At 45.3% G+C, this 25,704-nt stretch carries 20 protein-coding genes; 12 read left to right on the top strand and 8 right to left on the bottom strand.

What is annotated here, in order from left to right; genetic code table 11:
• Positions 1–100: TetR family transcriptional regulator (locus AC1DP6_RS29470; protein WP_477058139.1), on the bottom strand; the 100-nt coding region annotated here is incomplete at its 3' end.
• A 266-nt stretch (positions 101–366) separates the two neighbouring features.
• Here AC1DP6_RS29470 and AC1DP6_RS29475 point away from each other — a divergent pair.
• From AC1DP6_RS29475 to AC1DP6_RS29495, 5 genes are all read left to right on the top strand, one after another.
• Positions 367–834 carry a hypothetical protein gene (locus AC1DP6_RS29475; RefSeq protein ID WP_477058095.1) on the top strand — a complete coding sequence of 156 codons (468 nt, stop codon included), beginning with the start codon at positions 367–369 and terminating at the stop codon, positions 832–834.
• 253 nt (positions 835–1,087) lie between these two features.
• On the top strand, positions 1,088–2,554 hold the full coding sequence (locus tag AC1DP6_RS29480; protein WP_477058096.1) for a sensor histidine kinase: 1,467 nt from the start codon (positions 1,088–1,090) through the stop codon (positions 2,552–2,554).
• Positions 2,523–3,218 (top strand): response regulator transcription factor, encoded by a 696-nt coding sequence (locus tag AC1DP6_RS29485; protein ID WP_477024183.1) that lies wholly within the window; start codon positions 2,523–2,525, stop codon positions 3,216–3,218. Before AC1DP6_RS29480 ends, AC1DP6_RS29485 begins: the two co-directional genes overlap by 32 nt.
• A 269-nt stretch (positions 3,219–3,487) precedes the next feature.
• Positions 3,488–4,294, top strand: a complete 807-nt coding sequence (locus AC1DP6_RS29490) for a DUF6597 domain-containing transcriptional factor (RefSeq protein ID WP_477058097.1) — start codon at positions 3,488–3,490, stop codon at positions 4,292–4,294.
• A gap of 90 nt (positions 4,295–4,384) precedes the next feature.
• Positions 4,385–5,641: an aminopeptidase P family protein gene (locus AC1DP6_RS29495; RefSeq protein WP_477058098.1), complete on the top strand. Its 1,257-nt coding sequence runs from the start codon at positions 4,385–4,387 to the stop codon at positions 5,639–5,641.
• A gap of 107 nt (positions 5,642–5,748) precedes the next feature.
• Here AC1DP6_RS29495 and AC1DP6_RS29500 read toward each other — a convergent pair whose 3' ends face one another.
• From AC1DP6_RS29500 to AC1DP6_RS29510, 3 genes are all read right to left on the bottom strand, one after another.
• Positions 5,749–7,692 carry a hypothetical protein gene (locus tag AC1DP6_RS29500; protein WP_477058099.1) on the bottom strand — a complete coding sequence of 648 codons (1,944 nt, stop codon included), beginning with the start codon at positions 7,690–7,692 and terminating at the stop codon, positions 5,749–5,751.
• A gap of 21 nt (positions 7,693–7,713) precedes the next feature.
• Entirely contained in the window at positions 7,714–9,570 is a 1,857-nt protein-coding gene (locus tag AC1DP6_RS29505; RefSeq protein ID WP_477058100.1) for a 3-keto-alpha-glucoside-1,2-lyase-like domain-containing protein, read from the bottom strand.
• 421 nt (positions 9,571–9,991) lie between these two features.
• Positions 9,992–10,612, bottom strand: a complete 621-nt coding sequence (locus AC1DP6_RS29510) for an HAD family hydrolase (RefSeq protein WP_477024188.1) — start codon at positions 10,610–10,612, stop codon at positions 9,992–9,994.
• 58 nt (positions 10,613–10,670) lie between these two features.
• Between AC1DP6_RS29510 and AC1DP6_RS29515 the strand changes: the two genes are divergently transcribed.
• Positions 10,671–11,135, top strand: coding sequence for a GNAT family N-acetyltransferase (locus AC1DP6_RS29515; RefSeq protein ID WP_477058101.1), 465 nt, complete (start codon positions 10,671–10,673; stop codon positions 11,133–11,135).
• Between the two features lie 55 nt (positions 11,136–11,190).
• Here AC1DP6_RS29515 and AC1DP6_RS29520 read toward each other — a convergent pair whose 3' ends face one another.
• A complete protein-coding gene (locus tag AC1DP6_RS29520) occupies positions 11,191–11,709 on the bottom strand; it encodes a DUF4251 domain-containing protein (RefSeq protein WP_477058102.1) in 519 nt (172 codons plus the stop codon).
• A 131-nt stretch (positions 11,710–11,840) separates the two neighbouring features.
• On the opposite strand from AC1DP6_RS29520, the gene AC1DP6_RS29525 reads away from it, so the two are divergent.
• Positions 11,841–13,601: an ABC transporter ATP-binding protein gene (locus tag AC1DP6_RS29525; RefSeq protein WP_477058103.1), complete on the top strand. Its 1,761-nt coding sequence runs from the start codon at positions 11,841–11,843 to the stop codon at positions 13,599–13,601.
• An 81-nt stretch (positions 13,602–13,682) separates the two neighbouring features.
• Here AC1DP6_RS29525 and AC1DP6_RS29530 read toward each other — a convergent pair whose 3' ends face one another.
• Positions 13,683–17,180 (bottom strand): GDSL-type esterase/lipase family protein, encoded by a 3,498-nt coding sequence (locus AC1DP6_RS29530; protein ID WP_477058104.1) that lies wholly within the window; start codon positions 17,178–17,180, stop codon positions 13,683–13,685.
• A gap of 405 nt (positions 17,181–17,585) precedes the next feature.
• On the opposite strand from AC1DP6_RS29530, the gene AC1DP6_RS29535 reads away from it, so the two are divergent.
• From AC1DP6_RS29535 to AC1DP6_RS29555, 5 genes are all read left to right on the top strand, one after another.
• Positions 17,586–18,422, top strand: a complete 837-nt coding sequence (locus tag AC1DP6_RS29535) for a hypothetical protein (RefSeq protein WP_477058105.1) — start codon at positions 17,586–17,588, stop codon at positions 18,420–18,422.
• Between the two features lie 92 nt (positions 18,423–18,514).
• Positions 18,515–19,414 carry an NAD(P)/FAD-dependent oxidoreductase gene (locus AC1DP6_RS29540; RefSeq protein WP_477058106.1) on the top strand — a complete coding sequence of 300 codons (900 nt, stop codon included), beginning with the start codon at positions 18,515–18,517 and terminating at the stop codon, positions 19,412–19,414.
• A 95-nt stretch (positions 19,415–19,509) separates the two neighbouring features.
• Entirely contained in the window at positions 19,510–19,821 is a 312-nt protein-coding gene (locus AC1DP6_RS29545; RefSeq protein WP_477058107.1) for a hypothetical protein, read from the top strand.
• A gap of 114 nt (positions 19,822–19,935) precedes the next feature.
• Complete coding sequence (locus AC1DP6_RS29550; RefSeq protein WP_477058108.1) at positions 19,936–21,387, top strand: M48 family metalloprotease; 1,452 nt, start codon at positions 19,936–19,938, stop codon at positions 21,385–21,387.
• A 32-nt stretch (positions 21,388–21,419) separates the two neighbouring features.
• Complete coding sequence (locus AC1DP6_RS29555; RefSeq protein ID WP_477058109.1) at positions 21,420–22,985, top strand: DUF6770 family protein; 1,566 nt, start codon at positions 21,420–21,422, stop codon at positions 22,983–22,985.
• 89 nt (positions 22,986–23,074) lie between these two features.
• Here AC1DP6_RS29555 and AC1DP6_RS29560 read toward each other — a convergent pair whose 3' ends face one another.
• Both AC1DP6_RS29560 and AC1DP6_RS29565 read right to left on the bottom strand, forming a co-directional pair.
• The gene (locus tag AC1DP6_RS29560; protein WP_477058110.1) at positions 23,075–24,148 is read right to left on the bottom strand and encodes an alkaline phosphatase; all 1,074 of its coding nucleotides are present in this window, start codon (positions 24,146–24,148) and stop codon (positions 23,075–23,077) included.
• A gap of 40 nt (positions 24,149–24,188) precedes the next feature.
• Complete coding sequence (locus AC1DP6_RS29565; RefSeq protein ID WP_477058111.1) at positions 24,189–25,682, bottom strand: RagB/SusD family nutrient uptake outer membrane protein; 1,494 nt, start codon at positions 25,680–25,682, stop codon at positions 24,189–24,191.
• Positions 25,683–25,704 lie beyond the last annotated feature (22 nt).

Below are 25,704 nucleotides of genomic sequence, written 5' to 3' on the forward strand. Positions count from 1 at the left end.
GTGCTATGTCCCTTACCGATGTGCCATGAAAGCCCTGATCGGCAAATAGCCGCTCTGCAACTTTTAAAATTGAGAGCTGTTTTTCACTATACTCTTCCATGTTCCTTTTTTAGATTTGACAAAGCAAAGTTAAACAAACGTTTAATTTAAACAAGCGTTTATTTAATCATCTGTTTAAATTTTCTTTTTATAAATTTATATATTAATGATTATCAATAATAACTGTTAAAATTTTAAGCAGTTTTTAATATTTGTTAATAATCCCTTCACATAAGACGTTAAATTTTCACCCTTTTTGCACGTTTTTATGAAAGAATATTATAATTTAAGAGAAGCAACCAAAATCCCTCCTAAACAATCAATCACATGCGTCTTCCGTCCACCTTTCTTGGTATCGTTTTATTTGCCGGCATCATTACCGGTACATTGGATATCTTGTCTGCTTGCGTTTATTTCACGATCGTTTCCCATGGAGCCCCGCTCTCCAAACTATTCGCCTATATCAGCAGCGGCGTATTTGGTAAAGAAGCCTTCAACGGCAATCCGGCCATGACCTGGCTGGGATTGTTATTTCATTACTTCATCGCAGGTACCTGGTCCTATATTTTCCTGAGTATCTATCCTAAAATACCCGGCCTCCGTAACTACCCGGTGGCAACAGGTCTCGCTTACGGCTTGCTGGTATGGACCATCATGCAGTTTATCGTCCTTCCACGGAGTCATGTACCACATAGCCCCCTTCGTTTAGTCGGCGCACTGCTGAATATCGCCATCCTCATGGCCATGATCGGACTACCCCTGTCTTTTATAGCCAGACGGTATTACACAAAGTAAAAGAGCATCATGCGCGGCAGAGATGCAGCTTTGGCCAGTTTCATCTCCCCCCAAAGCACCTGATAATTTAATTTGCTAAATCGATTTTCTAATACAAAAAAATAGTACCTTAGGGCAACAACAGCCAACAACAAGCAAATCATATTTAATAACAGGAAGCGGAAACTAACGGGATGCAAATCCGTTAGCACGACTATTATTGCCGATGATGAATGAAATATCAGCATAGCAACCAAAATTAATAACGCAGGAAATGAGGCATTCTATCAAGCTGTATATCCTGACAGCAGTTATATGTATCGTGGCATTGGCCATTGTTCAGTTTTTCCTGATATACAACACCTATCAGCTGCTCGACAGCCGCTTTAACTACGTGGAAAAAGGCAGGATAGGGGAAGCCTATAACCTGGCCATCGCCAACGATAAACTATTTCCGGGCGGGCAGCCATTGCTCGACAGCATTATTATACCACAATATGCTTACCTGGAAAATTTGTATAAAACCAATCCCCAAAGCTATGATACTGCCGCCCAGCACCTGGTGAACAACATTGTTGGTGAATTAATAAAACATGAAAATGCAGACAGTCTGCTGAAAGCCATCAAAGTAAAAGATGGCATCCAGGATTCCCTGCTCTATGCACTCTGCATTCACCGACTGGACATTAAATTCAAAGACAACCAGTATGTGAACCTCTATAACCGGTTCAAAAAATATCCACTCATCCCGGCTGCCCACCAGTCGGAAATGGGCTTATATATTTGTGGTAACCTGCAACAACTGAGTGAAAGCAGTGCTGCCTCCTCATTAGTAGCCAATTCTCCCCTGCCCTATTCTTATTCACTCTCCTTTTCTTTTTATGCAGATCCATATAACCGCCGTACCCTGGTACTACAACAAATGAGATATACCATTCTACCCGGTATACTCACGCTCCTTGCAGTGATTACCCTCTTTGGTATTACCCTGCATAAATGGATCCGGCAAAAACATTTATCGGATATGAAGTCGGACTTCATCAATAATATTACCCACGAATTCAATACACCTATTACTGCTATTATTGTAGCCAATAAAAATATACAGAACGAAAAAACACTGGACAATAAACAGAGTGTTACTGCTTTGTCCGTGATCATTCACCGGCAGGCAGAACGCCTGAAACTACTGGTAGAAAAGGTGATTAACATTGCCGCCACGGAAAAGCTGCAACTCAAACGCACCACGAATGATCTGCAGGAACTAATCACGGAAATACTGGCGGTATACAGTCTTAATACCTCCAACCAGGCCATCCGCTTCACCTTTAACAAACAAAATTTTCCGGCCAGCATTGAAGCAGATACATTTCATTTTACGACACTCCTGCAAAACATCCTGGACAATGCCGTGAAGTATAATGATCATACACAGAAAGAAATTATGCTCAGCGTCCTGCAACAAAAAGAAGGACTGGACCTGATCATACAAGATAATGGTATTGGTATGGATGCCAATACCCAGCGCCATATTTTTGAAAAATTCTACCGCCATCAACCCCGGCTTTCCAAACCCACCAAGGGTTTAGGACTGGGACTCTATTATGTAAAGCAATGCGTTGATACGCATGGCTGGAAAATCAGGGTCTACAGCGAGCCGGGAGCTGGCAGTACATTTACAATTAGCATACCTACAAAAACATCATCACATGAAACATCACATTCTGCTGGTAGAAGATGAAACAGACCTCGGTAATGTAGTGAAACAATACCTGGAGCTGATGGACTTTGCGGTCGACTGGCAACAAAATGGTCAGGCTGCATTGGAAGCCTTTACTGCCACGCCGCAAGCCTGGCATATCATATTGATAGATATTAACCTTCCTGAAATGGATGGTTTTGAATTTGCACAGCGCATCATGAAAATACAGCCCAATGTACCTTTCCTTTTTCTCACCGCACGTGGTGAAAAGAAAGACCGTTTATATGGTCTGAAGATCGGTGCAGACGACTACATTGTAAAACCCTTTGATGTAGATGAATTGGTGTTGCGCATAAAAAATATTCTTAAACGAAACCAGGTTGTAAACAGCATCGCCAAAGTGAATGCTATTGAATTGGGCGGCATGCGCTTTCATAAAGATTCACTTAAACTGGTAGCACCCAATGGTAAAGAAACCATTCTCACACCATTGGAAAGTGATCTGCTGTTGCATTTCTATCACAACAGTAATAAAGTGATTCGGCGGGAAGATATACTCCACCAGGTATGGGGCGCCAATGATTACTTTGTGGGGAGAAGTCTGGATGTTTTTGTATCCCGCTTCCGCAAATACTTTCAGGGCAATGAAAATATCAGCATCCGCAATATCTATGGTATCGGGTTTATGTTTAATCTTACTTAAGAAAAAAAAGGGCGGGCGCTACATCGCTCAAGGGCCCGCCCCTGCACATCTTGAACCATACAAGATGCTGTGCCTGTTTATCAACCGTATCTTGATTATTTTAAAAAGTAATATCAGGGGAAAAACAAATACAGGAGGGTTAGCCGCTGCAATAGTGTTTTTCATAGTCATACATAGTTAACAGGCGTTGCCTGAAAAAGTTCACCCCGGCATCCGGAAATATTAATCACTGCTTATTTGTAATTTGCTGTACTATTACACCAGTTATCATGCAAGCCATTGAATTAATAGACCAGCAATATTTTTCCAGTCAGTACCGGTTCATGGCGCCGGCAGCTGATCTGTCGGAACATGTGGTATATTACTGGCTGCTGGACTTACGCCAACCAGCCCTGCAACAACAGGAGTTCAGGGAATTACTGCTCGCCAACATGTGTTCTTCACTGGTATTAAACCTGGGCGCTCCTTTTGAAATGTATGACGCCCAAAACCGATGGCTGCATACCAGCSCCCAAAGTGAATTAATCGGCTATCGCCCTACAGCTGTGGCTTACCGGCATCTTTTTAATAACTACCTGGTAGGTATCAAGTTTAAACCAGCCTCTCTTAACTACCTCTTTCATATCAAGGGCGCAGAGATCAATGGGAAAACACTGCCGGCCGGAGATGCGCTGCAACATCTCCCCCGGTTGGAATCTGCCGTGTACGACGCCGCAGCGCCTGACCGTATTAAAGTATTGCTGGATGAATTCCTTCGTAGCCAGGCGCCATTACCCGCATCCGGCAGGCATTTCCGCTATGTACAGCAATCTCTCAACGGGCCGGCATTGCTGCAATCCGGCTACCAGTTAAAGAAACTGGCGGCATTACTCTATCTCTCTCCCCGCACACTGGAACGATATTTTACTACTTCGCTGGACATCAACCCAAAACAGTGCTTGTCTATTCTGCGATTCCGTGAGGCGGTCACACAATACGTACAACACGGCTATAAGGCCGACTGGGAAGCACTGGGTTATCATGATTTCTCACATTTCCGCAAAGAATGGCGGCAGCGGTCCGCCGTCAGGTTCTAAACAATMCCTTATCGCGAAAACTGTCGCATTTTTACACCAACTCCTTCCCCCCTGTCCTTTAAGTTTGTTATGCAATAAAAGCATTCCACTATGTTTTCTAATCAGCGTAAAAGACTGGTCAGCCAGTTTCCCCCAGATGCAGTCGCTATTCTGACGGCCAACGATACTATGCCTACCAATGGAGATGGCACCATACAGTATTTCCCGAACGTAAATCTGTACTATCTCAGTGGTATCAAAGAAGAAGATGCCATGCTGGTGCTTTGTCCCGGCCATCCGGATGCGGCCCTGCGGGAAATACTTTTTATCAAACGTACCGACCAGCTCTTCGTTAAGTGGCTGGGACATACTATCGATAAAGAAGCCGCCGCCACGCTGTCGGGTATCACTACTATTTATTATACCGATGAGTTCTGGACTGTGATGAAGAAAGTAATACCACTTTGTCGCCGCATATTACTTCATTCCAATGAACACGCCCGTTCAGAAAATGAAACACAGACCCGGGAAGACAGGCTACTGCTAACCTGTAAAAATTTATATCCCCTGCATGAATATGACCGGCTGTATCCCTTGCTGGCAAAACAACGCATGGCCAAAACACCGGAAGAAATTGTATTACTGCGCAAGGCATGCAATGTCACGGAAGCAGGTTTCCGGCGATTGCTGAAATTTGTAAAGCCAGGTAAAACCGGCTACCAGATTGCAGGGGAACTGATTCATGAATACATGCAGCAACATACTACCTGGGCGGATTATAAACCTGTAGTAGCTTTTGGGGCAGATACCTGCATATTACACTACCGTGCAAATGAAAAAGCCGGTAAAGACGGCGACCTGGTATTGATAGATGCCGCTGCCAGTCAGGATCTTTACAATGCAGACCTTACCCGCACCATCCCTGTCAATGGCCGCTATACACCCCGGCAACGCGCCTATTATGATGCAGTATTACAGGTACACCAACAACTGCGGCAGCATGTGCGCGCCGGAATACCGTTGATAGACTTGTGGCAGGCTTCCAATGAGCTGATCCTGGAAGCGCTGTGTCAATTGGGTTTATGCACTCCGGCTGACATCCGGAAAAACGGGGCCGCTTTCTATCTGCAGAAATACAGCTACCATAACGTTTCACACTTTATAGGTCTGGATGTACATGATGCCGGCTATTTTCATGAGCCAATGCCAATAGGCGCCGTGATTACCAACGAACCTGGTATTTATAATGCGGAAGAAGGAATTGGTGTAAGAATAGAAAACAATCTGCTCGTTACCGCAGAGGGGTATGAAGATCTGATGGCAACTATTCCGATCGAAGCGGAAGAAATTGAAGAGATAATGAATTAGCTGTTAGCCATTAGCTTTTAGCTTTTAGCAAAATGCCACGGAGAACATAGTATATATGTTCATCTCCGTGGCATTTTGCTAAAAGCTAAAAGCTAACAGCTAACAGCTTACTTCAACGAGTTGATCCAGGTGGCAATTTTCACCGCATCGGCCTGTGGCACCTGCGGGAAAGGAGGCATTGGTGTAGCATATCCAGGCCAGTTTTCCGGCTTAGGATTTTTGATCAGTGCCAATATTTTCGCCACTGAATAATTCCTTTTGGCTACTTCTTTAAAACCAGGACCTACTTGTTTCTTGTCAGGATTATGACAGGAAGAGCAGGTATATTTATTCAGCAATGGTTTTACCTGTTCGTAAGTCAATGGCTTAGCTGCTGCTGGTGTAGCAGCGGTAGATGCAGCTTTTGCATCAGCCACTTTCGTAGCAGTGGTAGCGGGTTTGTTAGCAGAGTTTTTGGTGCTCAATGCAGATACCGGCAGCTTATCTCCGTCAGGAATATTATTCAGCGTATAGTATACATCCGGGTGTACCAGTGAGTATGATTTTTCGGTGGTACGGATACCATTCAGACTCAGTTTGTGAATGTAGTACTGACGCAGCCCATCGATCACCAGACGTACCTTCATGCCATCAGGAGATACCTGTACACCTTTGATGGTCAGCTTTTCTGAGTTAACAGTAGGGCTGCCATATACGGGGTGATATTTATAGATAAAGCTTTCTACATTATAGGAAGCGATATCTTCTGCATATTTCTTGTCTACAGGTTGCGTGAAAGTGATTTCAAAACCATCAGGCATAGCACTAACGGTTCTCATTTCAAAAGGAACACGGTTGTTCCATACAAGGCGTTGAAGACCCTGATTGGCATCACCGGCAGAACCCCATCCACGGTTGGTTTCACCTACAAAGAGGGAACCATCTTTACCCCAGGCCAGGCGCAATACGCCGGACTGAAAGCCACTTCTGAAATCCCAGGCAGCACCCTGGTATTCTCCTTTTACTTTTTCCAGGTACACGCGCATGATTTTGCTTTGTCCCTGGTCACCGATCAGCACTTGCTTGGCAAAAGGACCAAAAGCGCCATCCGGAATGGTGGTAAGCTGTGAGTTGGAGATTCCTAAAACACCGTGTGGCAGCCATACTGCCGGCAGCTGTACTTCAGGAAAATATTTCTTCATATCAAACAGCGTCACAAACTTTTCATTTTCTACGTTTTCCGGTTTGATCGCATTGCCATTGGCATCTTTGCGATAACGGGGATCCACTTTACTGTACAGTTCTTCTGTAGTCAACTTAACAGGAGAGTTAGGCATACCTGTCCAGCGTAAACCGGCAGGGTGGCCTACAAAGCTACCTTTCTTTACATGGGTGAGTCCACCGGAACCCATCCAGTCGCCCTGATTTTCTGTGTAAAACAGTTCACCATCGATGGTACCTAAACCGCAGGGAGAACGGAAACCGGTTGCCCATGGTTCCATTTTACCATCTTCGGTAATGTGCATCATCCAGCCTCTCCAGGGAACGCGGCTTTCACCACGCCACCACTCTTCGTCACCGAAGGCTACGTTGCCGGATACAAAGAAAGAGCCATCCGGGCCCAGTACGGGACCAAAGCTGTATTCATGATAGTGACCGGATAAAGGCCAGGAGTATACGGTTTCGAACAGGTCCATTTTACCGTCCATATTGGTATCGGTCATTTTAGTCAGTTCACCGCGTTGTGCGCAGTAGAGGGAACCGTTCTTGTAAGCCAGTCCCAGTACTTCATGCAGCCCGGAAGCTACTTTTCTGAAGTATGGTTTGTTGCTGGTTGGATTCTCTACAATAAAAATATCGCCACGGCGGGTAGCTACGCCAAGGTCGCCATTAGGCAGGGTGCATAAGCCACCTACTTCCAGCAGGGTCCCTTCTGGTGAACTGATACGCGCAATGCGGAAAAAGTCCTCTTCCTTAGGAGATTCCTGTGCTTTTACAGAGGTGATAGCAGTCGTCATCAGGAACATACCTGCGGCTATTCCTGCTGTAATTCTTTTATAATTCAGTTTCATAATAGTCATTAGTATTGCTGCTTAGAAGATAACCGCATAACCTGTTTTAGCCTGTACCGGCACTATCAGTTCTGCGCGGCCGTTCTGGTTGCGGATGATGGGATTTGCCTTGGCATCGTCCATCTTCACATAATAAGATTTATCACCGATCACATATAAACCCGGAGATACCTGTTCTATACTATCTCCAACGGCTATACGCAGATACAGGTCAGCCGCAGGTTGTTGTACTGTAACGGTACGGTGAATACCCTGATTTTCCGGCAGCACGCTGATATCGTCTGTTACAGCGGTACCATATACATTATAATGGAAAGTCGGCTTGCCGTTTTCATCGAGTGCGTAACCGGTTGGGCGGAAGCCTGTGCCGGTAGTATCTGAACTCCAGGCAGCTTCTTTACTAGCCAGTTTCTCTATGGCCAGTGAAGGCTGATTGGTCAGCACCTGTACCATGCCCATAGGACGGGAAGATCCATCGCCACGGTCATGCCACATCGGGGTGGTGTTAAGGAATTCGCCGCGCCATACCTGGAAAGGTGCACCATTGTCCATATCGTAGGTGTAATGCACTTTAGCAGGACTACCTACTGATACTGCATGTACCACGCGTTTACCACCACGAACATCCATAAAGCTGCGCAATACGGTGTTTTCATTAGCTGTTACCAGGATAGGATCTGTAGGATCATCTACCGGTACGTTGGTATCGCTGATCACAAATTCGCGGATACCCGCTTCTTTTACGGACAAGGTCAGTGAAGCCTTTGCCCAGTCAGTATTTTTAGCATATAACACTTCCACCGGATAGTCTCCTGGCTGCAGGTCAATAGTACCATTACCATCCCATCCACGTGGATTGATTACTGCCTGGTTATTTACCTTCAATAACCCCGGACCACCGGAGGTGTGGAGGTTAAAGCCATATTTGCCCGCCGTTTTTACGGATAATGTGGCGATATAACGTACCAGGAATTCATTATCCGGTAAGCCCGTCACATTGGAAGTCAGTTGCGCGGCGGTGCCGGTAGCAACGGGTTTCAGCGTAGCAAAGTCTGGTTGTTTATCGAACCGGCCTTTGTATACGCTGTACTTCACGTCCTGCAGTGTTGGTTTCGGAGTGCTGTAGTTGTTGATCACAATATTTCTGAATGCTACGAGGCCGTGATCTCCCTGTATGCGGAGTGGGCCGGAGGCTACTTCATTATTTTGCATAGCGCCACGTGTAGGGCCAGACAGTACTACATTTTCCTGGATGGTTACACCATTCAGTTCCAGCTTCAGGATCACAGCATCGGCAATTTTATTACCGGCTGCATCAAAGCGGGGAGCCTGGAAAGCAATTTTCATGTGCTGCCATAAACCGGGTGCACGACTTGCATTCTGGCGTGGCGCATGACCATCATAGCCTTGCTGCCCTTCCGGCTTGCTGTCATTCCAACGTTCGTAGATGCCACCATTATCCGATGCGCGTGGTGTAGTGGTGCCCCAGCTGTCGAGCAACTGGATCTCATATCTTCCCTGTAAATAGATACCGGAATTGGAACCTTTGGCCATCAGGAAGTCGAGTTCCAGGTCCAGGTCACCATGTTGTAACGTGCTGTAAAGATCTACCTGATTTTTTTTATCTGGCTGATTTACCAGGATGCCTGTACCGGCACTGGTTTCCAGCAGGTTGTTCTGCTGCAGGTCTGCTTTAACGCCACCGGCTATACGCCAGTTGCTGGCGGGCTGCTGAAATGCAGATAAATCTGTTAATGGCAATTTGTTTTGTGCCATCATTTGTTGACAACTGCCAATACTTAAAATCAATACCAAAGTTCTCCGGTCGTACACACCTAACTGTTTTAACTTTGGACGGAACTTGTTCCATCTAAGCATAGATCTGGATTTTTTTTAAAAGTTTACATTGATTGCTAAATGCATTTAGCCTTTCAGCCGGTGCATCACTTCTTTTATACAGGTAACCCCAAATGTTAATGAAAATTAAATTATCAACTACCGCTAAAACGTGGAACTGTGCTAAATTTGAATCATGCCAACAAAATAGAAATTAATTGTAACAAAGTAGGTATCAGGGGTTAAAAAATTACACCAACGGCAAAAAAAGGGTACAAATTGACTATGTTTTTATTTTCTATAGATTTTAATATATTTTAAAAAGATGTAGCGAAATGTACATGAACCCTTTACTATTCATTTACATTTCGCTACTGCTCTTATAAATAAAGCCATTCTCCGGCAATAATAAATGGTACATACACCCATAGTCTCTGCTCCCGCGTAGTACCCGTCTCCCCTGTTACAATGTTAGCCCAAAAGCTTCCAGCTTCCTGCGCGTGCTTTCATAATCAGTATGACAAATACCATTTATGCCCAATCCATTTGCCACATCTACAAACATGGACCGGTCTTCGAGGTACACCACTTCACCCGGTTTCACCTGTGCAATATCCAATGCGATTTTATAGATATCGGCATCCGGTTTACGGAAGTGTACAAAGCAGGAAGAAATGTAGAAGTCTACAAAACTGCTGATATTAAAGTGCCGGATCCGGTGTTCATTCAGCTCCCGCCCTTCATTATTAACGATAGCAATCTTCAGTTTATACTTTGCCTTCAGCTGTGTCACCATCTCCAGCATCTCCGGATATGGGGCCGACTGAGCAAACATAAATTCACGGAACTGCTGACGTGTAAAAGAGCGGTCTTCATAAAACACCACCCTGCTCAGGTATTCATCCAGGGTAAGTTTACCTTCCTCATACGTATCGAAGGTAAGGTGATGTCGTTCTTCCATCTCGAGCGCATCCAAACCATAAGTTTGAACAGCCAGCTTGCGGGCAGCCCTGTCCCAGCCATTGGTGAGTAGTACGCCACCGATATCGAGGAATAAGGTGGTAATATTTGCATGGTTAGCCATCACGATAAAAATTTATTGCATCACTAAAATAACGTTATCCTTGCATTAAAAAATCAATATGCAAATACGTCTGGCCACCCTGCAAGATATACCCTCCCTTAAAAACCTGTACCAGGGCACTATCACGCATATTAACAGCCGGCATTATAACCCGGAACAAATAAGTGCATGGGCTTCTACCGGGGAAAGAATTACTTCTCTCGAAAATAAAATACAGGAACAATACTTTTATGTAGCAGTTACCGCAGATAATGTAATTACAGGCTTTTCTTCCCTGGAAAATGATGGAGAGCTGGACATGATGTATGTGCACAAAGATTACCAGGGACAGGGTATTGCCAGGTTATTAATTCAGCAGATCTATACAAAGGCAGCGGAACTGGGATTATCAACACTGACGGCTTATGTGAGTATTACTGCCAGACCGTTCTTCGAAAAGCAGGGATTTAAGGTGATCGCCACGCAGCAGGTGCAATTAGGAGAAGTAGCGTTAACGAATTATGAAATGGTAAAAACTATCTGATATAAGAAGAGCGAAGCCTCCCGGCTTCGCTCTTCTTTTTTAAACGGGAAATCCGCTATTTACTTTTCTTAACTTTTCTTTCTGTTATATAACCGTTAAAACTCATCGCGGACCGGTCATTGCTGGTCACCTGCAAGGAAGCATAGCCTTCGCTTGAAACGGTTAAGTTCATAGACTGCACGGATTTATTGTCTTTTGGCTTCACGGTAATAGACCATCCATCTTTTTTACCTGGCTTGGCGGAATAATCGAAGGACTTGGTTTTAAAGTCCAGCGGTGATTTTGTGAAGCCATAATCGGCAGTATAAGCGCGGCCAAAAAACGGCAGATAACTCACAATAGAATCAGTGGACACGGTGACGTTATAATCTGGCGTGATGCTGCGCATGCGGCCATTCATAGGGAAGGCATTCTGCGCCACAAATACATAATTCTGAGAATCGATCAGTGATTTAATCTGTGCTACCTTTTCTGCTTTTTTCTGTGCTTTTGTGTCCTGGGCAAAAAGACCGGTGGTGGTCATAACAGCCAACGTCAGGAGCATGAAAGTTTTTAAAACAAAGAACCTTTTCATATGGTAAGATTTTACAATTGAGGATATGCGAATATCGTACCATAACAGCGGGTTGCTATTTTTGTTTACCTGCCGGCTGGCACTTTCCTGCTAAATAGTTTAATTTTAGGGCAGATGATTAAACCGGAGCCATGCCCAACCCTTATATTTCTCTACTGAAAACAGCCTGGAAGTATGCCCGGCACGAACGTAAAAAGTACCTGCTGGTCTATGTATTATTTTTCCTGGCCAACATCACCTTTTCGCTAAACCCCGTGTTATTTGGCTGGTTTATTGGCAAAATACAGCAGGACTCCACCCAACTGCCACGATATGCCTTTCTGTATGCGGGCGCCTATTTTGCCTTAAAGCTCGTGGAATGGTGCCTCCATGGCCCTGCCAGGATTATGGAACGACAACTGGCCTTTAACCTGAGCCGCAATTTCCTGAGGGAGCGGTACCACCAGGCACTTCACCTTCCCGTAAAATGGCACCAGGATAACCACAGTGGTTCGGTCATTAACCGTATACGTAAAGCGTACGAATCCCTGAAAGAGTTTTTCGAGCGCGGATTTATGTACCTGCATGCCGTATGTAAACTGTTTTTTTCTATGATCGCCATGTTATACTTCTCTCCTTTGTATGGCAGCATAGGCATCGTGATGGGGGTATTGTGCATGTGGCTACTGCTGCGGTTTGACCGCCCCTTCATCAAAACGCTGAATGAGATGAATGAGCGGGAACATGTGGTATCAGCTACGTTGTTCGACAGTCTTTCCAATATCATGACTGTTATTACCCTGCGGCTGGAAAAGAGCATGGAAAATGGGTTGCTGGCAAAAGTGCAGCGCATCTGGCCACCTTTCAGGAAAAATACACTGATCAACGAATGGAAATGGTTTGTGGCCGAAATGGTGATTGCACTGATTTATTGCGTTATTGCCATCGGTTATATTTTTCAACACTGGGTACCCGGTGAAGTATTCCAGGTAGCGGGACTGGTGATGCTGCTGGGCTATGTAAACCAGTTCACCAGCGTATTCCAGGATGCGGCTTGGCAGTATACCGACGTAGTACAATTCAATACGGCAGTAGAAACCGCCACTAATATCAGCGACGCCTATACGTTGCACCATCGCCCGGATGCTGCACCCGAATTACCAGCCAACTGGCAGAAGATCACCATCAGTGACCTTAATTTTTCACACCTGGCAGCATATGACGATGCGCATGCGCCCCAGAGTTTACATGAACTCCATATCTTAATAGAAAAAGGAAAAAAGGTAGCACTGATCGGAGAAAGCGGCAGTGGAAAAAGTACGCTGCTGGCCATCTTACGTGGACTGTACGAACCAGAGCAAAGCACGGTGTTACAGGTAGACGGAGGTCCGTTGCCGTTAGCCACCCTGAATGAAAGTGTTACACTGTTTCCACAGGAGCCGGAAATATTTGAGAATACCATTGAGTATAATGTCACACTGGGCCTACCATTTTCGCAGGAAGAAGTACTGTCGGTATGTGAAAGCGCTCATTTTTCAGAGGTAGTGGACATGCTGCCGCAGGGCCTTGCTTCAGACATACGTGAGAAAGGCGTAAACCTCTCCGGCGGACAGAAACAACGACTGGCACTGGCACGTGGCATTCTCGCTGCGCGCGACAGTGAAGTAATCCTGCTCGATGAACCCACCAGCAGCGTAGATCCGAAAACGGAGGCCATGATCTACGATAAGATGTTCGAGGCATTTGCTGATAAAGCGGTGATATCGGCCATGCACCGGCTACACCTGCTCCCACAGTTCGACTACATCTATGTGCTGAACCGGGGAAGAGTGGTAGCAGAAGGAACGTTTCATTACCTGCGTAATAACAGTGAGCCGTTCCAGGAACTGTGGAAGCACCAGGAAAATAAATAGTGCTGGTGCCCGATATACCAGGGTGTTACATACACAATAAAAAACGTTCCGGCTGTATTGAACAACCAGAACGCTTTTTTTTTACAATTTCACCAGCTTAAAACGTTGTGTACTATTGACGATTACGAAATAAATGCCCGGTCTCAGCCGGCTTATATCCAGGCGATTACCCGTTGCCTTATCCTGCAAGTATACCAACGCACCTTGCGTAGTATACATCTCCACTTTATATACTTTTCCTCCTATGCCCTGTAAAAGTACATAGTCGCCGGCAGGGTTAGGATACAGCCTGATACCGGTAACAACCACTTCTTCCGGCTTACTTATTTTCGGAGTCGTGATCATATAACTATCCCGGGCAGCAGCAGGCATACAAAGGGAATCCGRGATGTCTGCCGCCACCACTCTATCGAACAATATACTCTGACCCAGCGAATTGAAATGCACATCATCTCCGCTGTTGTAAGCAGGAACAATAAATCCGATACTGGTAGCGAGTCCATTATAAAAATCAATGGATTTATTCCCGAAGTAAGCGATAATTGTGTCTCTCATTTGCCGCAACCGGATGGCCGCATCATATCCCAGGTTACCGCGGGGCTGTGTGGTAGTTACCCACAGCGGAACATTGGCCTGTGCGGCCAGCTGTTTCAATGCCAGGTAGTTGGCTGTTTGTTTCACCAGCGGAAAGCCACGCGCTTCATCATTGGTTGGCATATTGATGATGATGGCATCCGGATTCAGGGCAAGGGCCCTGGTAATATTATGCTGCACATCTACATAAAAAGTATTACCTAATGAAGTATAAGGTGGTGTACCATCCGGCATAATGTGTTGGGTAGTGTACCCTCCAATAGCGAGGTTAATCACCGTATCTGCGGCATTGTGACTGGCTTTCAGATAACGTGCAAAACGGAATGTCCAGGCGCTGTCGCGGGTAGGCAAACCATCACCATATGCAGTAGAGGATCCCAATACTACAATACGCAGTGGGTTACCACAGTTAGGAGCAATGTTATCTGCTTTGCCTTTTACCACTGTACTATAGAAGTGTCTGTTGCCGGTAGCCGTCATGTTCAACCTGTAAAAATAAAGCTGATTAACCGTTACGGTATTGTCGTTATATACATAATGCTGCGGTGTAGCAGAATTACCTGCAGCTCCCACATTTCCGACAGCAGTCCAGGTAAGAGAGTCTGTACTGCGTTCTACCGTAAACGTTAGCGTATTACTTTCCAGCTGCGTACTCCAGTCCAGCTTTATTTTACCGGGTAAACTGGTCAGCGCAAAAGCTGACAGGTGAAATGGCGTGTAGTAGAGCGTGTCAGGAATGCCTTTCACAACTGCACTATAAGTGTGCGCATCCGAAGAATCCACCATGTTCAGCCGGTAATACTTTAGCAGTTTGGGATAAGTCGCATCCATAAGTGAATACGTCCTGTTAGCAGTACTGTTTCCTGCAGCTGCTACCTGAATCAGGAGGCTCCAGTTCAGGGAATCGGTGCTTTGTTCTACCGCGAAATATTTGCTTTTTACTTCCCTAGCTGTGGTCCATTTCAGCTGCAGTGAATCTTTCCATTGGTTCACGGCAAATGAAGTCAGTTGAAATGCAGCGGTAGAAGACGGCGTACAAAGCACTTGCGGGATTTGTTTGGCCACTACTCTGTCGAAGATAATCTGTTGACCGGCGGAATTGAAATGGAAGCCATCGCCGGCACTATATGCGGCGGCTATCTGATTGGTGGCAGAAGTAAGGCCAGTCCAGAAGTCGATGGCCTTATCGCCGAAATAGAACGTGATGCTGTCTTTCATTTGCTTCAGGTGACCGGCGCCGGCTGTACCCAGGTTATCCCGTGGCTGGGTGGTAGCTACCCATAATGGAATATTGGCCTGGGCCGCCACCTGCCTGAGTGCGAGGAAATTAGCCAACTGCGCAGATAAAGGAAATCCGCGTCCTTCATCATCATTGGAGATATTAATAATGATGGCATCGGGCAACAACCCAATAGCGCGGGTGATATTTTTATTTACATCTACTGAAAAAGTGGAACCCAGCACGGTGTAAGGCGGCGTGCCGGTGGCCTGTATATTTTGTGTGGTATAGCCACCCACCGCTAGATTGATGACCGTGTCGGCGGGGTTATGATTGGCTTTCAGGTACCTCGCGAAACGAAACGCCCAGGCGCTGTCGCGGCTGGGAAGTGCATTACCCCAGGCGGTGGAAGAGCCCAACACGACGATCCGCAACGGGTTACTGCAGTTGGCAGGAATATTTGCGACCTGCCCTTTTACAACTGTGCTATAAGAATGCCTGCTCCCTGTAGCTTCCATATTGAGCCGGTAGAAATAAAGCTGGTTAGGGGTTGCTGTATTATCTGTATAGGTATAATTCCTTGGCGTAGTGGTATTACCTGCTGCTGCTACATTTCCGGTAGCCGTCCAGGTGAGCGAGTCTATACTACGTTCTACCGTAAACGTTAGTGTATTACTTTCCGGCAACGTGGTCCAGTCCAGTTTTATTTTACCGGGCAAACTATTCAGCGTAAAAGCCGACAGCCGGAACGGAGTGTAGTACAGCGTATCAGGCGTCCCTTTCAGGGCTGCGCTGTAGGTGTGACCATCTGCTGAATCCACCATATTCAACCGGTAGTAGGTGGGCAGTTTGGGAAACGTTATATCCGTAAGGGTATAGGTCCTGTTTGTAGTACTGTTCCCTGCAGCTGCGAACTGGCTTAACAGGCTCCAGTTTAGGGAATCGGTGCTTCGTTCTACTACGAAATATTTGCTTTTCACTTCCCTGGCAGTGGTCCATTTCAGTTGCAGTGAATCTTTCCATTGATTCACGGCAAATGAAGTCAGTTGAAATGCAGCGGTAGAAAGCGGTGTACAAAGTACTTGCGGGATTTGTTTGGCCACTACCCTGTCGAATAGTATTTGTTGACCGGCAGAGTTGAAATGGAAACCATCACCAACGCTGTATGCAGCCGCTATCTGATTAGTCCCGGAAACCAGACCTGTCCAGAAGTCGATAGCCTTATCGCCGAAATAGAAGGAGATGCTATCTTTCATTTGCAGCAGGTGACCGGCACCGGCAGTGCCCAGGTTATCGCGTGGTTGGGTGGTAGCAACCCATAGTGGAATATTGGCCTGGGCAGCCACTTGCTTCAGTGCCAGGAAATTAGCTACCTGTACTGATAAAGGAAAGCCGCGTCCTTCATCATCATTGGAGATGTTGATAATAATGGCATCGGGCAGGAGCGCAATGGCACGGGTAATATTTTTATTTACATCTACCGTAAAAGTCGTACCCAATACGGTGTAAGACGGTGTACCGGTGGCCTGTATATTTTGTGTGGTAAAGCCGCCCACTGCCAGGTTGATCACCGTATCGGCGGGGTGATGATTTGCTTTCAGATAACGGGCAAATCGGAACGTCCAGGCACTGTCACGGCTGGGTACCCCATTGCCCCAGGCGGTGGAAGAGCCCAGCACAACGATGCGCAATGGGTTACTGCAATTTTGAGGATAACAATACTTAGCCGTAATCAGCAGCAAAGCTAACAGTAAAAAATTCTTCATGGTAATGAGGGATTAATTGATCCGGGTTAATTGATGCTACGTGGGGTGTATCCGTTATAGGGGGGCTGAATATATTTCGTTCAACTCTGGGATCAAAGTAATAGAAAAGTGCTGCAGAGCTTGCGCAGTGTGGGATTTTCTTGCAACATGATAAAAAAGGTGATTCCAATTGCCTACGCACTTCACATATAACGCTCCTCTCCTGAGAATGGCGGACCTAATATATTAAAAATTATTACCTTTGAACACAAACCATTATTGCACCAACTGATTTCGGAGAAGGATAATGAATGTCCAATAGCTGATTTTGATTTTAACTAACTGGCTATCAACTATTACTTTTCTCTTATTTTCATCCTATGAACAGGTTCTCTCCCACCAGCTATTATACACTATGAAAACCATATGCAAAAAATTTCGCTGTACGACCTGAAGCGCAAAGTGAGAATCAGCCAGGAGCCAGATGAAATTATCACCGGGCTTGGATACAATCTCTCTTCCCTTACGCGGAATGAGCGCTCCGAACTACTTTGCGATTTACTTGAAAACCAGGAAATATTTTTTGAGGCGGCAGAATTGCTGATTGAAGAAGGTGGCGCAGATATACACTATAAGAAAGAAGGCATTATTCCTATTATTTTTTGTGCTGTTGGAGCCAACAAGCCACAGGCGGTGCAATATGCATTGAAGAAAGGTGCGCGGCTGATTATAGATAACGCCGATTATCTTTTTGCCATTGCGTATATCTTCAAACATCACCGACTGGCAGCTATTACAGATATGCTGCTGTTACTGATTGAACATAATATTCATTTTAATTTTGTGCTGGCAAGCCTGGATACGCCATTGTTGCTCGCTACCAGGCATAATAATAACCGGGAAGTAGTGCAGTTTTTACTTTCGGAAGAAGTAAATAAATACGTGTATGACGAAGATGGGTTTACCGCTATCCATTATGTTCCTTTTGCCAAGGCCCCTAATTTATACAAGGATATGATCACCTGTATGGCGGATATACAGGTAAAGACAAAGTTTGCCACCAGTATGGAGCCCGTGTTTGAGTGTCTAATCAAGGTGAGTGAACAGCAGACTTTTGAAGAATTCATTCACGAAGCACTGAACGCTTTCCTGGAAAACAGGCACCGCATGTACGATGATATTTTTGAAAAATATTATTATCGTCTTCACCTGATTGCGGAACACATCTCTCATATCCGCGCCAGTGCAGGCGATACCATGTAACATGGCAAACTCAGTTTATCTTTGTAAAGAAAAATAAATGCAACTTTGTTGCAAAATAGTATATTTGCAGTTGACTTATATACAGACGACATATGCAATCATACGACATCATCATTACCGGAGGCAGCTACGCAGGTCTTTCTGCCGCCATGTCATTGGGCCGTTCGCTCAAACAGGTGCTGGTACTGGACAGCGGCGCCCCCTGTAACCAACAAACACCACATTCCCACAACTTCCTGACCCAGGATGGAGAAACACCTGCTGAGATTGCCCGTAAAGCGAAGACACAGGTAACACAGTACCCAACGGTACATTTTAAAAACGGGCAGGCCGTCAGCGCAGAAAAAACAACAGATGGATTTTTACTGACAACTGCCGTTGGAGAAACATTTGAGGCAAAACAATTATTATTTGCCACTGGCGTAAAAGATGAAATGCCTGCCATTAAAGGCTTTGCGGAATGTTGGGGCATATCCGTATTGCATTGTCCTTATTGCCATGGCTATGAAGTAAAGCAAACACCTACCGGCATACTCGCCAATGGTGAAATGGCTTTTGAATATGCCCGGCTGATCCGCAACTGGACCAACGACCTCACCCTATTCACCAACGGCGCGGCCCAATTGTCGGAAGAACAACTGGCAAAACTGGCACAGCACGACATCGCCATTAATGATAAAGAGATTGCTGAAATAATACAGGAACAGGGTCAGATAAAGCATCTGCTGTTTAAAGATGGCAGCATACATCCGTTACAGGCGGTATACAGCCGGCCTGCTTTCAGACAGCATTGTCCCATCCCGGAAGCCCTGGGGTGCAAACTGACGGAAATGGGGCATCTGATAGTGGATCCCTTTCAGGCCACCAACATACCCGGCATCTATGCAGCCGGTGATGCCACTACGCCTATGCGGAGCGTAGCAGCAGCCGTAGCAGCTGGCACCATGGCCGGAGCTTCTATGAACAAAGAGCTGATAACGGCCTCATTTTAACGCGGCGGGGATATTACGGCAAACTGTTGTATATATGGAAAGGTTTTGATATTTTAGACAAACAGACTATTTTATCATCACCTAAATTAACCAGAATGCTCACAACCCTCACTATTTTAGCCGTTGCATTTTTCCTCGCCCACGTTTACCTGCTGTTTACCTCATTTGGAAAAAACGGTTTTCAGAAACAAAAATACCTCTGGTCACATATTACACTATGGATCACTGGTGGCCTGGCCTGTTTGATTGCCATCCTCTTTGCCGGCAAATCTGTTTCCAGTGTGATCGATGTTTTTGACACACCTGGCAAAGCAGCCATACTGATCCTGATTGCACTGGCGTTATCCGGTGCCGCACACAGCATCGTGAAATTATTAGTGCTGCCTAAATACCAGAAAACAGCCTGATTAACGTAAAAGCTTATACGAAAAGAGGGTGCCTCAACATTTCTTGAGACACCCTCTTTTCTATTTCAGGTAATTCCTTATTACCTTTGCGCCGTAGTCATTATTAATACCTATATGTCAATTTACCGATCCCTAGCCGTAACAGCAGTCATACTGCTGAGTCACACTGTTGTAGCCCAAAGTCAGGCACTGTATAATTATCAAGACCTTTCACACTTTTATTATCAACGTCAGAAAGATTCCCTGAAAAAAGCATGGAGTTGTCCATCTCTGTATAAAGAAAAAGAGACACAACGGAAGTACAAGGAAATTTGGGATGGCCGTACCGATTTCATTACCGATGCCATCGAAAATGATGGGTATGTGTATGAAAACGACATCTATAATTACCTTGATGGCGTGATCAGTCAGATTGTCCGCGCTAACCGGCAGCTGATTCCATTGAAGCCGTTTCTGATGATAGACCGCAGCACCTCCGTCAATGCATATGCCACCGGCAGCAGTATGATTGCCGTAAATATAGGGCTGCTTGCATTTGTAAAAAACCGCGAGGAACTGGCACTTGTGCTGGCCCATGAACTGGCCCACAACATCATGATGCACCCTGAAAATGGTATGAAAAAACGGGCGGAATGGCTCACCTCCGATGAATATAAGCAATCGCTCAATGCCGTGCTGGATTCGAAGTTCGAGCGCTTAACCCGCTTGAAAAAGGTATACGAAGACTATTCCTTCGACAGGAGCAGGCATCAACGCTATCATGAAGGCGATGCCGACTCCCTGGCAGTTGTTTTACTTAAAAACAGTCATATTGAAATAGATGCTTCGTTCTTCCTTCGGCTCGACAGTGCAGATATTCAGTACCGTCAACCATTGAAAAAAAATGTAAAAGACTATTTCGCCGCTTACCATCTGAATGTGGAAGATAGCTGGCTGGTAAAACGTACCAAAGGCTTATCCGTTAAAAATTACAGCTTCAACAATAACACCGTCGGCCTCGCCGACTCACTCAAAACGCATCCCGATTGCCAGGAAAGATATAACAAAACGAAAAGTCTGCAATCGGCCAACAGCGCCTTCACACCAGTACCGGCAGCATTGAAAGACAAGTCCATGAAAATGATGATCTGGAGCATTTATTGCAACGGAAATATGACCGCTTGTTTATACCGTGTATTGCTGGAAAAAGACAAAGGAAATACAGATCCCTGGTACGACTTTATGTTTAATAATGTGATGTCCGGATTATATTTTGCAGATAAAAAACTGAACCGCTTTAATGCCATCAATGTAAGGCCAAAAGAATACATCTCCAAAAACTATTACGAGCTGGAAACCATGTTCGAGCAAATGCCCAGACAAAAGCTGGAAGAATTTCATAATACCTTCCAACAGGCAGCATTCTGGAGCAACATGACACCGCCGGAACAGGGATTCAAATCCCTTATGCAAACATTGTTAGCCGATGGCGAAGACAGTGATAAACAAAAGGCTGCCAAAGCTTTTACCACGAACTATCCCAGAAGCCTCTATTGTGAATTTGCAACACCGTTCTCGAGAAAATAGTACTGTAACATTTTATCCCATAAACAACCTACATGAAACATGTAATGCTGGCATTTACCTTATTGTTGTTAACAATAACCGGCTCGAATGCGCAAACTAAAATTTTCAAAGAAGTGGGAGAAGAAATTTCTTCCAGCATGAAAACCATCAGCCAGGATGGAACCCTGGTTGGCTATCTCGTTTTTACGGAACTGGAACGCGCCAACAAAGATTCCTTTAACTACAAGATCAATATCATGGATGAAAACCTGAACGACATCGGCGTGGTTAATTTCAGGGAATTGAAACTGGATCTTCGTTCTGTAGCCTTTGAACAGGAGGTACTTTGCTTGTCTTACATGAAAAGTAACCTGTTGGGACATGCCATCAAGAAAAGGAAGGCCATAAAGGAAGCTGTTTCCCAGGGCTACATGGCGGTATTTACCCAGTTTATTGACCTTACCGGTAAAGTATTAAAAACCAATACCATCAAAGTCGGTGTGGATCTCGCTGACGAATACAGAAAAGGGCAGCTGGATATTGGCAATGGTGGCTTGAAAGAACCGTTACGCGTAAGCAATGTCAGTGGAAGGGGCTTTGCCTGCTTTTTTGGCGATAACCGCGGAAAATTCCTTTACATCTATGATATCACCGGTAAACAGATCTGGCAGAAGAAAATCGGTGGAGAAGAAGGAGACTACAATATGCTTGTTTCCGGTCAGGATGTATATTTCCTGTTAAAGAAAAAAGATAAAAACCAGGGTGGTGGATTCTACGTCTTTGGTTATGGTCTTCAGGACAGTACTTCTATTCCAAAATATTACCTGAAAGATAAAAAGGGTAATCCTTTGCATGTACAGTCATTTATGAATGATCCTGCAACCGGTAAACCTTTCGTTTCCGGTAAAATCATCAATCCCCGCAGGAACGGGCCCTTTCCAACACTCAAATCAATTGCCAAAGGAAATTACCTGGGCGTGTTTACCGTGAATATCGACGGCCGCAGAAAAGACAGCATTAAACCGGTATACAATTACTGGCGCGATCTGCAGAACCCTATCGCCAATTCAAAAGGCAGACTGAATGCAAATAAGTCCTTCCTCATGCCCGGACCTTCTTTTAAAGACTATGCCGGCAACACATATTTCACTGGTTCTGCCTTAAAACGGTCCATGAACGTAGGTCTGGTTGCTGCCGAGGTGGCTACCCTGCCGCTGATCATTGTTTCACCTATGATGGTGGGCTTTTATGGAACCAGGAAATTCACCATCCGCGATGCCATACTGCTCAAACAAACACCAGATGGTACTTTGTCGCTGGACAACACGATTCCGGTAAAGGCCAGTCGTGGTATGCCCTGCAACTATTACCCACTGCTGTCCGATAATAAATCGTACTATACCGTTACTTCATCTGATGCGAAATCTACTTACCTGATCATTACAGATCCTAAAAATATCACCTTCTATAACGTAGACCAGAAGAAAGTACTACGCACCATTTCCCGTAAAGATGGCAATATTGAAACATTTATTTTCCCTGCCAAAGAAGGACATGTGCTCGTATCGGAATACAATAGAAAGGAGAAAACCAAACGGTTCTCCATTGAGGCGATCTGATAAACCAGATTTTCATTATAAGAAAAAGGGTGTCTCCTTTGTTTGCAAAAAACAAGAAGGCACCCTCTCTTCGTATAGTCATTTACGTATTACTTCTTCACAAAATGCAATGCCTGCATGAATTTGGCGAAGATGGTATTGTTATGATAAATCCCCATAAAAGCCTCGGCACCAGGGCCATAGGCAAATACAGGTACCATCACACCAGTATGATCATCTGTTGAAAACTTGCCACTGATCTTTCCGGTCTGTAAATCTCCCTCTGAAATAGTAAGACCGCCGGTTTCATGATCCGCGGTTACTACCACCAGCGTTTCCCCATCTTTCTCCGCAAAATCCAGTACGGCGCCAATGGCACGATCAAAGTCTATCATCTCTTCAGTAACATATTGCAAATCATTTGCGTGGCCGCCATCATCAATTTTGGAACCTTCCACCACCAGGAAAAAACCTTTGTTGTTTTGTTGTAGCAGATCGATCGCAGTTTTGGTAGTTTGCATCAGCTGGTCGCCTCTTTGCGCCACTCGTTTTTCCGTTACTAATCCTACAAGCTTACCCTTTTTTACGGTGGTAATGTCTTCTGTGGTGTATTTCACCTGGTAGCCTTTTTTACCGAATTCTTCCAACAGATTGCGTCCATCTTTGCGTTGATCAAAATGTTCCCTGCCAGCGCCGATCAATACATCTACATCCGACTTTACATAGTCCGCTGCAATTTCTGCCGACATTTCACGTGATGGTTCATGGGTAGCAAAAGTAGCTGGGGTAGCATCCGTAATATCTGTGGTGACTACAATCCCGGTAGCCAGTCCGTGCTGGTGTGCAATTTCTGTGATCGTTGGTTTGGCCCTGCGGGCAGTGTCTACACCAATTGCACCGTTATAGGTTTTTTCACCAATGGAAAAAGCTGTGGCGCCGGCGGCAGATTCTGTAATATAATCATTGGCAGAGTTAGTCCGGGAAAAACCAATACACTTAAATCTTTCCAGGTTCAGCCAACCTTTGTTGGCGGTTAATCCGGCGTAGATCTGGGTGGTGCCCATCCCATCCCCTATCATGAAAATAATATTTTTTATTTTTTTAGGAGATGCAGACCTTGTTTGCGCGTGCAACGGCTGATACACCGCAGCCGCACAAACTACCAGGAGAATATATTTCTTCATATTTTTTTATTTTGGTGAGATAAGATAACTGTTTCCATCATCAAAATCCTGGGTTTTGTTGAAGCACGCCATGACTCAGATTAATCTGCGATTGTGGAATAGGAAACAGTTCATGTATGCCTTCTTTGAATTCCGCACCTTTCTGATCGTTATATTTTTTAGCATAGGCGTTCAGTACTTTGGCTGCTCTGTTGGTGCGCACCAGGTCAAAGAAACGGAATACTTCGGTCGCATACTCCACACGTTCTTCCTGCCAGATAGCTTGTCTTAATTTAACTTTATCGGTGGTCGTAATATCTGCCAGGATCTGCGCATTGCCTTCCCGCGCTCTTTCCCGTACGCTGTTCAGTGCCTTCAGGGCTTCCGTCGTATGTCCGTTCTCGTTAGCAGCTTCTGCATACCACAACAGGATATGCCCGAGGCGGAATACGATCTGGTCTTTAGCCGAACTTTTAGGCTGATCAGACATTTCATTTTTAAGGATCAGGTATTTCGTACACAGGTAACCGGTAGCGCTGGTACCTACTGCACCAATAGTACCATCGGGAAGGATGTCGCCGTTTTTATATACGGTGGCTTTTTTGCGTGGATCGTTTGGTTCAAAGGCTTCTACGAGGTCCTGGGTAGGATCGTCATATCCCCAACCATAAGATAAAGGGCCGCGGGTTCTGCCATCGCCATCACCGGAACCGTTTTCATCATAGAAGCGCGCATCGTACTGGAAATTGATTTCAAAAATAGCTTCTGCACCATATTCTCCATCGATGGTGAAATTATGATAGTATACCGGATCCAGGCTATACTGATGTGCATCGATAATTTTCTTTGTCCAGGATTCTGTTTCCACAAATTTGCCCTGCATCATATACACCCTTGCCAGCAACGCCTGGGCAGCGCCTTTGGTAGCACGGCCATAGTCGGTTTTTGCCTGCGTACTTTTTTCGGGCAGTACAGGCTCGGCTTCCAGCAAGTCTTTCACGATCTGATCATAAATAGCTTGTTTGGAATTACGTGGAATATTATAGTCCGGCAACGTTTCCTGTAACACCAGTGGCACACCGCCAAAAATCTGTACCAGATTGAAGTAATAGTAAGCCCGCAGAAATTTCCCTTCTCCCGAATAAATATCTCTGGTAGCCTGGTCCAAACCTTTTACGGCAGGCACTTTTTCTATGACCAGGTTAGCAGCGTGAATACCCTGGTATAAAGTAGACCATGCATTATCAAAAAACGGGTTGGTAGCATTGGCCACAAAATATTCTACCTGTATCATATCCGGATTATCGCCGCCGTTGGCGCGCGTATCATCAGAACAAACATCACCAAAAACCCATCTCACATAACCCGGGTAATTAGTACGGTAGTTGGATTGCAGGGCTTTGTACGCGGCTATCAGTCCTTGTTTGGCAGTAGCCGGGGTAGTAAAAAAAGTCGCCGTAGTTTGCTTGCCTTGCGGCTCTATTTCCAACAATTTATTGCAGGCGGAGAAAGTACCTGCCATCAGTATCAATAGTGTAACGATAATGCGTTTCATATCTTTCGAAATTAACTGCTTA

Source organism: Chitinophaga sp. 01L420, from assembly GCF_056399985.1.

Excerpts from the sequence above, each read along its gene's own strand:
- AC1DP6_RS29510 (WP_477024188.1), bottom strand. The coding sequence starts at position 10,612 with ATGGCTAACCATGCAAATATTACCACCTTATTCCTCGATATCGGTGGC.
- AC1DP6_RS29545 (WP_477058107.1), top strand. The coding sequence starts at position 19,510 with ATGCTCACAACCCTCACTATTTTAGCCGTTGCATTTTTCCTCGCCCAC.
- AC1DP6_RS29505 (WP_477058100.1), bottom strand. The coding sequence starts at position 9,570 with ATGCTTAGATGGAACAAGTTCCGTCCAAAGTTAAAACAGTTAGGTGTG.
- AC1DP6_RS29520 (WP_477058102.1), bottom strand. The coding sequence starts at position 11,709 with ATGAAAAGGTTCTTTGTTTTAAAAACTTTCATGCTCCTGACGTTGGCT.
- AC1DP6_RS29480 (WP_477058096.1), top strand. The coding sequence starts at position 1,088 with ATGAGGCATTCTATCAAGCTGTATATCCTGACAGCAGTTATATGTATC.
- AC1DP6_RS29540 (WP_477058106.1), top strand. The coding sequence starts at position 18,515 with ATGCAATCATACGACATCATCATTACCGGAGGCAGCTACGCAGGTCTT.
- AC1DP6_RS29485 (WP_477024183.1), top strand. The coding sequence starts at position 2,523 with ATGAAACATCACATTCTGCTGGTAGAAGATGAAACAGACCTCGGTAAT.
- AC1DP6_RS29495 (WP_477058098.1), top strand. The coding sequence starts at position 4,385 with ATGTTTTCTAATCAGCGTAAAAGACTGGTCAGCCAGTTTCCCCCAGAT.
- AC1DP6_RS29565 (WP_477058111.1), bottom strand. The coding sequence starts at position 25,682 with ATGAAACGCATTATCGTTACACTATTGATACTGATGGCAGGTACTTTC.
- AC1DP6_RS29525 (WP_477058103.1), top strand. The coding sequence starts at position 11,841 with ATGCCCAACCCTTATATTTCTCTACTGAAAACAGCCTGGAAGTATGCC.
- AC1DP6_RS29475 (WP_477058095.1), top strand. The coding sequence starts at position 367 with ATGCGTCTTCCGTCCACCTTTCTTGGTATCGTTTTATTTGCCGGCATC.
- AC1DP6_RS29555 (WP_477058109.1), top strand. The coding sequence starts at position 21,420 with ATGAAACATGTAATGCTGGCATTTACCTTATTGTTGTTAACAATAACC.
- AC1DP6_RS29535 (WP_477058105.1), top strand. The coding sequence starts at position 17,586 with ATGCAAAAAATTTCGCTGTACGACCTGAAGCGCAAAGTGAGAATCAGC.
- AC1DP6_RS29560 (WP_477058110.1), bottom strand. The coding sequence starts at position 24,148 with ATGAAGAAATATATTCTCCTGGTAGTTTGTGCGGCTGCGGTGTATCAG.
- AC1DP6_RS29515 (WP_477058101.1), top strand. The coding sequence starts at position 10,671 with ATGCAAATACGTCTGGCCACCCTGCAAGATATACCCTCCCTTAAAAAC.
- AC1DP6_RS29500 (WP_477058099.1), bottom strand. The coding sequence starts at position 7,692 with ATGAAACTGAATTATAAAAGAATTACAGCAGGAATAGCCGCAGGTATG.
- AC1DP6_RS29550 (WP_477058108.1), top strand. The coding sequence starts at position 19,936 with ATGTCAATTTACCGATCCCTAGCCGTAACAGCAGTCATACTGCTGAGT.